The organism is Streptomyces sp. NPDC038707, from assembly GCF_040636485.1.
GTDB lineage: Bacteria > Actinomycetota > Actinomycetes > Streptomycetales > Streptomycetaceae > Streptomyces.
Map to the genome: position 1 here is coordinate 81,527 of NZ_JBEZUP010000015.1, position 12,249 is coordinate 93,775.

8 protein-coding genes are annotated in these 12,249 nt (G+C 71.4%); all 8 read left to right on the forward strand.

What is annotated here, in order from left to right:
* The 8 genes from AB0E62_RS21715 to AB0E62_RS21750 are packed head-to-tail and all read left to right on the forward strand — an operon-like array spanning position 1 to position 12,235.
* Complete coding sequence (locus AB0E62_RS21715) at positions 1–1,962, forward strand: ATP-binding protein (RefSeq protein WP_362196005.1); 1,962 nt, start codon at positions 1–3, stop codon at positions 1,960–1,962.
* Positions 1,953–2,237: a hypothetical protein gene (locus AB0E62_RS21720; RefSeq protein ID WP_362196008.1), complete on the forward strand. Its 285-nt coding sequence runs from the start codon at positions 1,953–1,955 to the stop codon at positions 2,235–2,237. Before AB0E62_RS21715 ends, AB0E62_RS21720 begins: the two co-directional genes overlap by 10 nt.
* Positions 2,234–8,854, forward strand: coding sequence for a DUF4157 domain-containing protein (locus AB0E62_RS21725; protein WP_362196011.1), 6,621 nt, complete (start codon positions 2,234–2,236; stop codon positions 8,852–8,854). The genes AB0E62_RS21720 and AB0E62_RS21725 overlap by 4 nt, the downstream gene beginning before the upstream one ends.
* On the forward strand, positions 8,851–9,477 hold the full coding sequence (locus tag AB0E62_RS21730) for a hypothetical protein (protein WP_362196014.1): 627 nt from the start codon (positions 8,851–8,853) through the stop codon (positions 9,475–9,477). Before AB0E62_RS21725 ends, AB0E62_RS21730 begins: the two co-directional genes overlap by 4 nt.
* On the forward strand, positions 9,474–10,160 hold the full coding sequence (locus AB0E62_RS21735; protein WP_362196017.1) for a hypothetical protein: 687 nt from the start codon (positions 9,474–9,476) through the stop codon (positions 10,158–10,160). Before AB0E62_RS21730 ends, AB0E62_RS21735 begins: the two co-directional genes overlap by 4 nt.
* Before the next feature lie 7 nt (positions 10,161–10,167).
* Entirely contained in the window at positions 10,168–10,530 is a 363-nt protein-coding gene (locus AB0E62_RS21740; protein ID WP_362196020.1) for a hypothetical protein, read from the forward strand.
* The gene (locus tag AB0E62_RS21745; RefSeq protein WP_362196023.1) at positions 10,523–11,662 is read left to right on the forward strand and encodes a hypothetical protein; all 1,140 of its coding nucleotides are present in this window, start codon (positions 10,523–10,525) and stop codon (positions 11,660–11,662) included. The genes AB0E62_RS21740 and AB0E62_RS21745 overlap by 8 nt, the downstream gene beginning before the upstream one ends.
* A 36-nt stretch (positions 11,663–11,698) precedes the next feature.
* Positions 11,699–12,235, forward strand: coding sequence for a phage baseplate assembly protein V (locus AB0E62_RS21750; protein ID WP_362196026.1), 537 nt, complete (start codon positions 11,699–11,701; stop codon positions 12,233–12,235).
* The last annotated feature ends 14 nt before the right edge of the window (positions 12,236–12,249 follow it).

Here is a 12,249-nt window from a genome sequence, read left to right on the forward strand (position 1 = left end):
ATGGGGAACGACGAGTCCACGACCGACGGCACTTCCGCGCTGACCACCGGGATCAGGCGCGTCCTGGCCCGCGTCGACGCCCACGCCGCCCGCACCGGCCAGGGCCGCACCGAGGAGCAGGACGCCCCCGGCACGGCCCCCGCACCCTCGCCCGCCCCCGTCACCCCGCTCGACGCCCTCGTCGCCCTCTTCGGACTCACCCCCTTCGAACGCGACCTGGTCCTGCTCACCGCCGCCGACGAACTCGACCCCACCGCCGCCGCCCGGTGCGCCGCGGCCGCGGGGGACCCACGGCGCGCGTACCCCACCTTCTCCCTCGCCCTGGCCGCCCTCGCCGAACCGCACTGGAGCGCCCTCACCCCCGTGGCTCCCCTGCGCCGCTGGCGGATCGTGGAACTGGAGGACGAGACCCGGCTGACCGTCTCCCGGCTCCGGCTGGACGAGCGCGTCCTGCACTTCCTGCTCGGCTCCCCCTACCTCGACGCCGGACTGCACGGCAGACTCCGCCGCACCACCCCACCGAGCACGCTCCCGCCGTCGTACGATCTGGCCGCCAGCCGGCTCGCCGAGGGCTGGCGGGAGGACGGCCGAGGCTCCGACGCGCCGCCCGTGGCCGAGGTGACCGGCGGCGACCCGCGCAGCCGCGCCGAACTCGCGGCCACGGCGGCCGCCCGCTGCGGACTGGCGCTGTACGCGATGAGCGCCGAGGACCTGCCGGCCGACCCCGTCGAGCGCGACCGGCTGGCCCGGCTGTGGCAGCGCGAGGCCGTCCTGCTGCCCGCCGCCCTGCTGGTGGAGGCCGGCGACCTGGACCGCGATCAACGCGCGGCCACCGAGGCCTTCCTCGCCGGGGCCGCCGTACCCGTCGTCGTCTCCAGCCAGGACCCGCTGCCCTCCGGACGCCCGCACGGCACCCGCGTGGCCGTGCCGCGCCTGGACGACGACGAACAACTCGCCCTGTGGGCCGACGCCTTCACGGACGTGGCGGTCCTGAGCGACGGCGAACTGCGCTCCCTGGTCGCCCAGTTCGAGCTGCCCCCGCACGTGGTCCGCTCCACCGCGGCCGCGGTGGAGCGCCGACTGGGCCACGAGGACGCGACGGGCGCCGCCGAACTCGCCTGGCGGGCCGGGCTGGAGGAGGCCCGCGCGGGCATGGACGAGCTGGGCCGCCGGACGGCGCCCCGGGCCGGCTGGCACGACCTCGTGCTGCACGACCGCCAGACCGCCGTGCTCCGCGAGATCGTCGCACACGTGCGGCAGCGGCCCACCGTCCACCAGGAATGGGGATTCGCCGCGACACTGCGCCGGGGGCTCGGCGTCACCGCGCTGTTCGCGGGCGGTTCCGGCACGGGCAAGACACTCGCCGCCGAGGTCATGGCCAACGAACTCGGCCTGGACCTGTTCGTCGTGGACCTCTCCCAGGTGGTCAGCAAGTACATCGGCGAGACCGAGAAGAACCTGCGCCGCGTCTTCGACGCCGCCGACCGCGGCGGCGCCCTGCTGCTGTTCGACGAGGCCGACGCCCTGTTCGGCAAGCGCAGCGAGGTCAAGGACAGCCACGACCGGTACGCCAACCTGGAGGTCAGCTATCTGCTGACACGGATGGAGTCCTACCGGGGCCTCGCCATCCTCACCACCAACATGAAGCAGGCCCTCGATTCTGCCTTCCTGCGCCGTATCCGCTTCGTGGTCGACTTCCCCTTCCCCGGCGAGCACGAACGCGCCGAGATCTGGCGCCGCGTGCTGCCGCCACAGGCCCCGTTGAAGGACATCGCCCCGGATCTGCTGGCCCGGCTCACCGTCGCAGGCGGCTCCATCCGCAACATCGCCCTGTCCGGCGCGTTCCTCGCCGCGGAGGAGGGCGACCGGTTGCAGATGCGGCACATGCTCGCCGCGGCCCGCACCGAATACCTCAAGCTGGAGCGCTCACTGACCCCCGCGGAGGTGCGCGGATGGGTGTGAACCGGCGGCCCTCGGCCATCCGCGTGGAGATCGGCGAACTGGTCCTGGACGGCTTCCACGCCGACCCGGCCCGCGTCTCGGCCGCGTTCGAGAGCGAACTCGCCCGTCTCGTACGGCAGCACGGCGTGCCGCTCGCGGCGAACGGCGCCGTGACCGTGGCGGCGCTCACCGGCCTGCCCCCGCTGCGCGCCGGACTGTCGGCCCGCCGCCTCGGCCAGGAGCTGGCCCGCGCGGTCCACGAAGGGCTCAGCGGCCACGGGGAGGTGACCCCATGACCCCCCGGACCCAGGACGCGGACGACCGGCAGACGGCCGAACAGCGCCGCCGCAGACGCAGGGAACGCGCCGCCGCGTCCCGCACGCCCGAACCGAAGAACATCGTCAGCGGCGCCGGACAGCCCCTCGACCCGGGCGTACGAAGGGAGTTGGAGGAGCGGCTCGGCCACGACCTGAGCCGCGTCCGCCTGCACACCGACCGTGACGCCGACCGTCTCACCGAACTGCTCGGCGCCGACGCGGTGGCCGTCGGCCAGGACATCCTCTTCCGCTCGGGCGCCTTCCGGCCCGGCACCGACGAGGGCCGCCGCCTGCTCGCCCACGAACTGCTGCACTCCGTCCAGAACCCGCACGGCCTGGGCGCCTTACGGGCGGGGCGCGAGTCCGGCACGGTCAGTCTCCCCCAGCAGTCCATCGAACGCGAGGCCGAGTCCGCCGCCCAGGACCTCGTCCGCCCCCCAACCGGGGAATCCGCACCGCAGATCACCGAGAACCGGCCCACACCCGGCTGGCTGCGCTACGCCACCGTGGACGCCGACCGCGGCCGCGCGGAGGCGATGGACCCGGCGACCCTCCTCGACCGGCTCGCCAACTCGGTCGTACGGTCCCTGCGAGGTGACCCGGAGGACCTGTCCCGGCGGACCCGCAAACAACTCGCGCGACTGCCCGAGGAGTTGCTGGACGGTGTCCTGGTCCGCCTGGAGAACCGGCTGCTGGCCCCGGAGCACGACCGGCTGCTCGACCTCGTCGAGGAGGCCGGGGCGTACGACGACCACGCCCAGGACCTCGGGACCGACGTGCCCGACGCGCCCGAGGCCGAGCCGGACACGGCCGAACAGCTGCGCACCGAGCGGGAGAAGGCACTGCGGACCCGCGGACAACGGCGGGCCGAGGCGGAACGGCTGGAGATCGCGCCGGGACCGGAGAAGGAACGGGCCGTCGACCAGGGCGCGGCCGGCAGTACCCCGCAGAACGGCGGTACGCCCGAGCACGCGAGTACGCCGCGGGGCGGCGGCGCCCCGCACGCAACGCGGGAGAAGCCGCCGGGGCCACCGGGCCCGGCGCGGGACCCGGCACCGGAGGGTACGGCGACGGCCCCCGGCCGGCAGCCACAGGCCGCGCCGACCACCACTTCCGGGGCGGCACCGGACGGCGGACGGCGAAGTGACACGGAGCCGGCGCCGGCGGCGGAGCGCGAGCGGAGCGGGAAGGCGGGCGCCGAGGGCCGGGAGGGGACCGAGCAGACGCGGACCCACGCCGCGAGCGAGGAGGAGTCCGCGGCGAGGAACCGTCCGGGTGCGGCCGAGGCCGCCGTCACCGGACAGCAGCCGCGGCAGCAGGACGGAGGAGGGCGGCAGGAGCCCACCGGCTCCCCGACGGCTGCGGGCACGGCCATTCAGCTCCCGGGACCGTTCAGTACGCTCGAGGGCAGGCGCAACCAGGACCTCGACGGTTCCGGGGAGACGACCGAGGACGAGCCCCTCGCCTCCGGCAGCGAGTCGGAGGTCGACGTCGGGGGCGGGGAGCGGAGCGCCTGGGACGTCACACTCCGGCCCGAGGACTTCCTGCCGGCTCAGGACCTCGACGTGTCCGCCGTACCGACGGCGGACACGCTCGACCCCGGCACGTCCGCGACCCCGTCGGTCCCGGCCTTCCCCGCCCCACCACCGACCAGGGCGGAACAGGTACAGGCCGAGCGTGACGCGGAGGACGCGGAGGACGCTGCGGCCGGACCCGAGGAGGAACCGGCCGGGACCGGCCCGGCGGACGGACCCGGACCGTCCGCGCCGGAGACCGAGGGAGGTCCGGACGACCCCGCGGTGGAACGGGCCGCCGCGGCCCCGCCCGCCCCCGGTACCCGGGACCCCAAGAGCGGAGACGACCCCAAGGCGGGCCCGGTCGCCGCGCAGACCGCGGTGCAGCAGGCGCCGGGCCGGGCCGAAGGGGCCACCGAGGGCGGCGGCGCGGCGGGGGAGGCGGCCGCGAAGGCCGAGAAGGGCACCGCCGCCGCGGGGGACAAGGGTGCCGGCGGACAGGAGAAGGAGTCCCAGAAGGCGACCGGCGGCCAGTCGGCGCAGAAGGACGCCGAGGCCGACGAGGCGGGCGCGGGGGCCGGTCCGGCCGGGACCGCCGGAGGGCAGACAGCGGGCGCGCGGGGCGCCGGGACCCCGGAATCCGTGCCGGACGCCTCCGCCGCCCCGGCCGGGCCCACGGCCCCGGGCGCGCCGTCAGTCCCCGTGCCGCCTGCGCCGGCGGCGGGCGAGGCCCCCGCCGGCGAGACCGGTACGACACCGAGATCCGGCACGGCGACAGCGGCGCCGGAGCCGCGGTCCGCGCCCGCCGCCGCGAAGCCCGCCCCGGGGCCCGCGAGGACGGCCACGGAGTCGCCCGCCGAGCCGGAGTCCGCGCCGCGCCCGGCACCGGCGCCCAAGGCGGCCGGCGGGGCAGCCTCCCGGGGCGGTGCGGGTGCCGCCCCGGCCCGGCCCAGGGGCAAGAAGGACAGCGCGCCGGTACCCGACCTCTCCGGGGTGTCCCCGGAGGCGGGCCTGGCGACGGCTTCGAAACTCAAGCCGCACAAGGCGCTCCAGGCCATGGGCGGTGTCGGTGGCGCGGTGGACCGCTCCGTCGGCGACGAGCACAAGGCCCTGGCCGCCGCGCCCCCCTCGATGCAGCGCCCGGCCGGCGCGCCGCAGACGCTGCGGGGCGAGCCGCGGACGGACGCCCCGGCGCAGTACTCCGAGGACAAGCCCCAGGAAGCCCAGGCGCCGGAACAGAAGGACGCCGAGGTCACCGGCGCAAGGAAGCCCGAGGGCCGGATCGAGGCGGAGAAGGCCGAGGAGCCCGGGGGCTGGGACACCTTCAAGATGGCCCTCGGCTTCATCGGCGCCAAGATCGTGAACGGTGTCGCGAGCCTGTTCGGCGCCGACAGGCCGGTGGTGGATCCGCAGGCGCTGGCCGCGAAGTTCGCGGGGCTGCCGACGAAGGACGACGCCCTCGAACAGGCCCGGGCGGGCGACGCGCCGGGCGTCGGCATGAAGGGCGCGGCGGAGCAGTCGGCCGGCGAGCAGGACGGCCATGTCGACGCCAAGGGCCAGGAGACGATCGGCACCGCCCGGGACGACGCGGGCCGGCGGATGGGCGAGGACCAGGTCTACCCGGACGCGCCCCGGGAGACGATGACCGCGAAGGTGCCCGGCGCCCGGGGCGGTCAGGGCGCGGCGGCCGACAGCGGCGGGGCGAACGGCGCCGTGCCCCCGGAGGCGGCCTCCGAGGTCGCGGAGCACGAGCGGGGCCCGCAGTTCCGGGCGGCGTTCACCGATGGTGCGAAGGGCATGTCCGAGGGCCGGCAGACCAAGGACCGCGACGTCCGTGACGCGCAGGACCGGCATCGGCAGAAGGTCGACGCCGAGATCGCGGCCGGTACCAGGGCGCAGGCCGGGGAGCGCGAGAAGGCCATGGGCGAGGTCACCGCCCAGCGGGAGGACTGGCGCAAGGAGCAGGACGAGCGGCTCAAGTCCCTCGGCGACAAGAAGAGCGAGCGGCACGACAAGGTCCGCAAGGACGTCGAGGACAAGGAGAGGAAGACCGACGACGACGTCGACAACGAGAAGAAGGACAGCGACAAGAAGATCCAGGACGAGAGCGACAAGGCCGGACGCGAGGCGGACCAGAAGCGCGACGGCGCCGTCAAGGACTCCGGCAACTGGGTCAGCAAGGCCTTCGAGTGGATCAAGCAGAAGGTCATCGAGATCAAGAACGCGATCGTCCGGGTCATCCGGGCGGCCCGCGACGCGGTCGTCGGCTTCATCAGGAACTTCAAGGACACGGTCGAGCGCTGGATCAACGAGGCGCGCAAGAACATCGTCGACGCGATCAAGAACCTCATCAAGGACTTGATCGAGTTCGCGGTGGCGATGGTGCGGGCGGTGATCGAACTCGCCGCGCGGATCCGGACGTTCATCACCCACCTGATCTCGGCGGCGATCGCTTTGGTCAACCGCCTCGCCCAGGCGCTGAAGCAGGCCGTCTCCGACCTCCTCGACGCCATCGGCACGTTCCTCAGCGGCCTCCTGGACATCCTGAAGAAGGCACTCCAGGCGGCGGTGAAGGCGGTCGTCGCGGCGGTGAAGTCGGTGCTCGACCTCGCCTCGAAGCTCCTGAACGCGCTGGGTGCCTGGATGCTGATCGCGGTCGACTTCCTCTCCGATCCGGGCGGCTGGCTCGGCGGCGCGAAGAACTCCGCGGTGGACGGCGCGAAGAACCACCTCTTCCGAGAGGTGTCCACGGCCGTCAAGACCTGGTTCCAGGAGAAGATCCAGGAGATCATCGGCGTCCCGAAGGCGATCATCGACAGGCTGATCAGGGGCGGCTTCTCCCTCGCCCGGATCGTCAAGGAGGCCTGGGACGCGGTCGTCCCGCAACTCCCGCTGATCATCGGCGAGTTGGTGATCACCAAGGTGGTCGCGAAGCTCATCCCCGGCGCCGGCTGGGTGATGGCGGTCATCGACGCGATCCGCACCGCGTGGGGCGCCCTCAGCGCCATTCTCAGCTCCCTCGACGCGGTCCTCGGCTGGCTCAAGGCCGTCCGCACGGGCGGCGCCGGCATCCTCTTCGCCAAGGCCGTCGCCGCGGGCGTGGTCGCCCTCCTGGAGGTCCTCTACCAGGCCCTCCTCAGCCAGATCGGCAAGTACGTCGCCAAGGTGGGCCGCCGCCTGCGGGGCGTCGCGGCCGGACTCGCCAAGTCCGGCAAGCCGGGGGGCCGGGGGCGCGGGGGTACGGGGGACACGGAGGGCCGGGGCCGGAAGAAGCCCGAGGACGCGGAGCCCACCGGCCGCAAGCCCGACTCGGACGGCAAGACACCACGGGTCGCGGATCCGAAGGCGCCCCGGACCAAGGACGGCAGACCCAACAGGCCCACCGCCCCCGGGCCGACGGCCAAGGACAGCAACGGCCGCCCGAAGGCTGCCACCGAGAAGCCGGACACCACGCCCACCCCGACCGCCAGGCCGAAGCCCGAGCCGGAGCCCCGTCCGAAGCCGGGGACCGAGCCCGAACCCAAGCCCGTGCGCGCCGACGACAAGGCACCGGACCGGGGTCCGGGCAAGCCGAAACCCGGGGAGCGGCATCCCAACCGCCCGAAGCACGAGGCCGACACGGCAGAGCCCAAGGCTGACGGGAGAGGGGCCGGCAGGAAACCGGAAGACCGCGCGGACGGCAAGGGCACTGAAAAGGACCGCAAGGACGGCAAGAAAACCCGGAACGATCCTGAAAAGAATCGGAAGGATGGTCGGGGCTCGAAGCGGGCGAAGCGGGATGCGGAGGGAAGGCCGAAGAAAAAGGGGTCGGAAGAGGGAAAGGAGAGGCGCGACAGGAAAGACCGGCGGAAGAAGGAAGAACAGTCGACGTACACGAAGGAGGACCGGCTCCGCAAGATCGTCGCGAAGACGAAGCCACGGGTCGATGCCAAGCTCCGCAAGGGGACCGGGTCGTTCGTGCTCCGGGCTGTGCTCGCGGCGCTGCGGTCCTGGTATCGATTGACCTCGCACACTGTCGAGGGTGGGGACAGCGAGGTCGTCAAGGCGCGCCTGAATCCAGAGACGGAGGGAAGCGAAAAACACAAGCTCGCCAAGCAGTTCCAGCTGGTGCAGAAGGCTCAGGAATTCGCCCGGAAACAGTCCGAGAAGGCGCTCCCTGCTGCATCGGAGAAGCTGGAACCGAAGGAAGGGACCAGCACCTTCACCGCCCATCTCGTCCAGGAACCTCTCCTCAGGCAGTTCCCTGTCATCGATCAGGCCATGGCCGCGGCGAAGGCCCACAAGGGCGGGCGGGTCGATGTGCAGGTACCCAGCGTCGATCTTGTGCTGCGGTGGAACAGAGGATTCAAGAGCGATCCCGGTGGCTTCCTCTTCTCCAAGAGCGGCTCGGGGCGTTACCAGGACATGAGGCTGACCGCCAAGAAGATCAAGGATTACAAGAAGTTCATCCAGGGTGTCGATGCCATTCAGCGTGGAGATTTCGCAGCGGCGGCGGACACGGGTCAGGACATGCAATTGATGCTGGAATTCGCGTTCTTGCGTACCGTCGTGGAGTCCCGGCGTGAGCCGTTCATGAAGGTGATGGGTCAGGCAGAGATTGGCTGGGCGAAGCGTGCCGACTCCCAAAGCCAGGCGCGAGTCCGGCTGGACGAAATTCTCAGTAAAGGTTTGATGACGCAGAACAAGAATGTGGCACTGGCCCGTGACCTGCGTGCAGCAGCACACATCGTGGCCCCAGGAGGAGAGGTCAATACGGAAAATCTTGATGACAAGGTTGTGCGGAAAGTGTTGAAGGAGCCTACTGTAAGTGCGCTCAAATATGTGCACAAGAAAGAGGTGAAGTGGGCCGAGAAGCAACAGCAGCGCATTCCCTCCGAGGCCGAGACAAAGCCGTCCGCGGAGACCGGAAGGCAGTTGCTCGACAGGACGACGCTGTGGATCGCACGGATGACTCCGGATGATGTGCATGTCACCTTTGATGGCTATGAGGACATGCTCGAGAGGATGCAGGAGATCATCCGCGAGATAATGGAGCACGATCCGCAGGTCCTGGACCGGGTTCCCGGGCTGTGGACCCCGTGACCCTGCACGTGAGGAGAAATACTGTCATGCAATGGGGTGCCCATCGCGGCCGCCGCGTCATCCTCTCTGCTGGACTCGACGAGACCGATGTGGCCGAGGCGGCGTCTCTCATGAACGCTGAAAAGGTGCGAGACGTGGTCGCATCAGTGGAAATCGGTCTTTCGCGCGAGGTCACGTGGCGGGTGGTCGATGATTACTACCTGCACTACGGAAAGGAATACCCGTTCGGCATCCAGTTCGTCTTCGCTTCCGGGCCGGCGGAGGCGCAGGTTGCCGAATTGACGCAGATGCTGACAGACTATTTCGAGCCACCGAGCGGCGAAGAGGTTCTTGCCGACGTCGACCGTGCCGATTCTGTCGAACGGAAGAGGGAATCCCTGGTGCGTCTCGGTGTTGCGGCCCCCGCCGATGAAGAGCCACGCTTTCTGGCGAAAATCATCGAGGCAATGCACTCTGGTGATGAGCAGGTACGTGAGGCCGGTCTGTGGGCGGCAGCGCATGCGTTGTGGCCCCGGCTCCTCCCGGAAGTCGAATCGATGAGCGAAAGTGAAGTGAATCCGGTTATTCGCGCCCAGGCGACCGCGTTCGCGGGGTACATGCGTCAGGAAGGAATTGTTCCATGACCCGCTACCCCGACATCCCCAGACCCGTCCGCTCCGGCCTGGTCGTCATGGACCCTGACCACGGCACTCCCCGACGCGTCATCGTCCTCCAGTTCAACCCCGACACCCTGGAACGCGGCATCTCGCCCCAGTCCGCCGGGGACAGCGGGGACGCCGGTGGCGGGGGGACCGGCAGCGGGGACCGGAACGAGGCTCTCCGGCTGAAGGGCCCCGCGCAGGAGACGTGGAAGTTCACCGCCGAGATCGACGCCACCGACCAGCTGGAGATCGCCGCGCCGGACGGGATCCATCCGCAGCTCGCCGTGCTGGAGATGCTGGTGCAGCCGACCACCGCGCAGTTGCGCGCCGCCACCAGACTGACGCAGCAGGGCAGCATCGAGATCAGTCCGATCGAAATGCCGTTGACGCTGTTCACCTGGGGGAGCAAGCGGGTGATGCCGGTACGGCTCACCGAACTGTCCGTCAATGAGTCGGCGTTCGACGTGAACCTCAACCCGATCCGGGCCTCGCTCAGCATCGGGATGAAGATCCTGACCGTCAGTGACCTGCCCGCGGGACACCGGGGCGCGGATCTGTACCTGGCGCACCTGGCACAGAAGGAACGGCTCGCGGCCGCCGCGCGCGGAGCCGGCCTCGGCCCTCCGGGCCCCGGCGGTGCCGGCCTGCCGACCGGAAGGGGATGAGGACGAGATGGCGGAGACCGAGCCGTACGAGAACGCGCTGGACTCGATTCCGGGCGCCCATCCCTACCCACGCACCAGCCGGTACCACGACGCCGAGATCGGTGTTCACCGGCGCGCCGACGGCACCGAAGTCCGTTACGCCAAACGGCGGTTGCTCCCGCCGCTGGACGAGGAGACCGAGCCGCACCGCGTCGGCGCCGGCGAGCGGCCCGACCTGCTCGGGCAGCGCTTCCTCGGCGACCCCGGCCAGTGGTGGCGGATCGCGGATGCCAACCCCGTACTGGACCCGCGGGAGTTGACGGACGAGCCGGGACGGGTCATCGGCATCCCGCTCGCCGGCGGATTCCCGCGTGGAGAGCGGCGTGTCTGAACAACCCGTGGGGAAGGGCCCCGTACACCTGCAGCTCCTCATGGGGCCCAAGCTCGCCCGCCCGGTCCCCCGGGAGGTCGCCGAGGCGCTGCTGTCCGCGCAGATCACGGCCACGGCGGGGGAGCGCAGCGGGTTCCAGTTCGCCTTCGACCTCACGAAGAACGGGCCCCTCAGCCGACGGCTGCTGCCCGAAGGCTTCTTCGACCCGAAGACCCGCGTCATCCTCACCGTCAGTGTCCGCGGCACCCCCGAAGTGCTGTTCGACGGGCTGATCGTGCGCCAGGAGGTCGGCGCCAGCAACCTCCCCGGCCACTCCACCCTCACCGTCACCGGAGAGGATCTGACGCTCCTGATGGACCTGGAGGAACGCACCGCGCGCTACCCCAACCTGCCGCCGTCCCAGCGGGTGCTGGCGATTCTGCGCCGCTACTCCGACTACGGCATCCGCCCCGACGTCTACCGCGAGAAGATCGCCCAGCCCCCGCACCAGGACCTCCGCGTCCACTACCAGACCGGCACCGACCTCCAGTACGTCACCGAACTGGCCCGCGCCAACGGCTACACCTTCTATCTGGAACCCGGCCCCGGCCCGGGTCACTCGTCGGCACGCTGGGGCCCCGAGATCCGGCTGGGACTGCGCCAGCACGCCCTCAACGTCAACATGGACGCCCTGTCCACCGTGGACCAGCTGACCTTCGCCTACGACGGCACCGCCCGCGAGGAACCCCAGGCCCGCTGGCAGGACCCCGGCACCCGCCAGTCCACCCTGCTGCCCCAGCCGCCGATCAGCCCCCTGCGCCCGCCGCTCGGCCGCCGGGCCACCCCCGCGCTCAAACGCAAGACCCTCTCCGGCACCGCCAAACAGCAACGGGAGCAGGCCGAGGCCGAACTCCTCGCCCGTGCCGCCGTCTCCGCCGACGTCATCTCCGGCTCCGGCTCGCTCGACGTCAACCGGCACGGCTACCTCCTCCAGCCACGCCGGCTCGTCGGCGTCCGCGGCGCCGGACGGGCCTACGACGGCGACTACTACGTCAAGTCCGTCACCCACAACCTCCGTCCGGGCTCCTTCCAGCAGAACTTCACCCTCTCCCGGGAGGGCCTGGAAGCGCGCGGGGACGTCGTCCGGCCGTGACACACCCGACCCACCGACCAGGAGAGCACCCCGACCATGGCGGCACCCAGCACTCGCTACCTCGGCAAGTTCCGCGGCCGGGTGGTCAGCAACGACGACCCGTTGCGGCTCGGCCGGATCACGGCCGAGGTCCCGGACGTCCTCGGCGACGAGCCGTCCACCTGGGCGCTGCCCTGCCTGCCGTTCACCGGGCCCGAGTCCGGGCAGTTCGTGGTGCCGCCGCCCGGCGCCGGCGTCTGGATGGAGTTCGAGCAGGGCGACCCCAGCTTCCCGGTGTGGACCGGATGCTGGTACGGCGACGCGAGCGAGCTGCCGCCCGACGCGCGGCGCGCGTTGCAGGCGAACGCCGCGACCAAACCCGTCGTCGTACAGACCCCGGGTGACCACAAGATCGTCCTCAATGACACGCCCGGCGCCGAACAGGGGATCCTCCTGCAGGCCCAGGGCGGCGCCTACATCCGTATCACCAAGGAAGCGGTGGTCATCGCCACCGGCGCGGGCGCCGAGATCACCTTGCGTGGCCGTGAAGTGACCATCAATCAGGGCCAGTTGACCGCTCAGTCCAAGCGATAGACAAACGGGGGAAG

Coding starts and splice junctions, on each gene's coding strand:
- AB0E62_RS21735 (WP_362196017.1), top strand. CDS start 9,474: ATGACCCGCTACCCCGACATCCCCAGACCCGTCCGCTCCGGCCTGGTC.
- AB0E62_RS21720 (WP_362196008.1), top strand. CDS start 1,953: ATGGGTGTGAACCGGCGGCCCTCGGCCATCCGCGTGGAGATCGGCGAA.
- AB0E62_RS21750 (WP_362196026.1), top strand. CDS start 11,699: ATGGCGGCACCCAGCACTCGCTACCTCGGCAAGTTCCGCGGCCGGGTG.
- AB0E62_RS21725 (WP_362196011.1), top strand. CDS start 2,234: ATGACCCCCCGGACCCAGGACGCGGACGACCGGCAGACGGCCGAACAG.
- AB0E62_RS21715 (WP_362196005.1), top strand. CDS start 1: ATGGGGAACGACGAGTCCACGACCGACGGCACTTCCGCGCTGACCACC.
- AB0E62_RS21740 (WP_362196020.1), top strand. CDS start 10,168: ATGGCGGAGACCGAGCCGTACGAGAACGCGCTGGACTCGATTCCGGGC.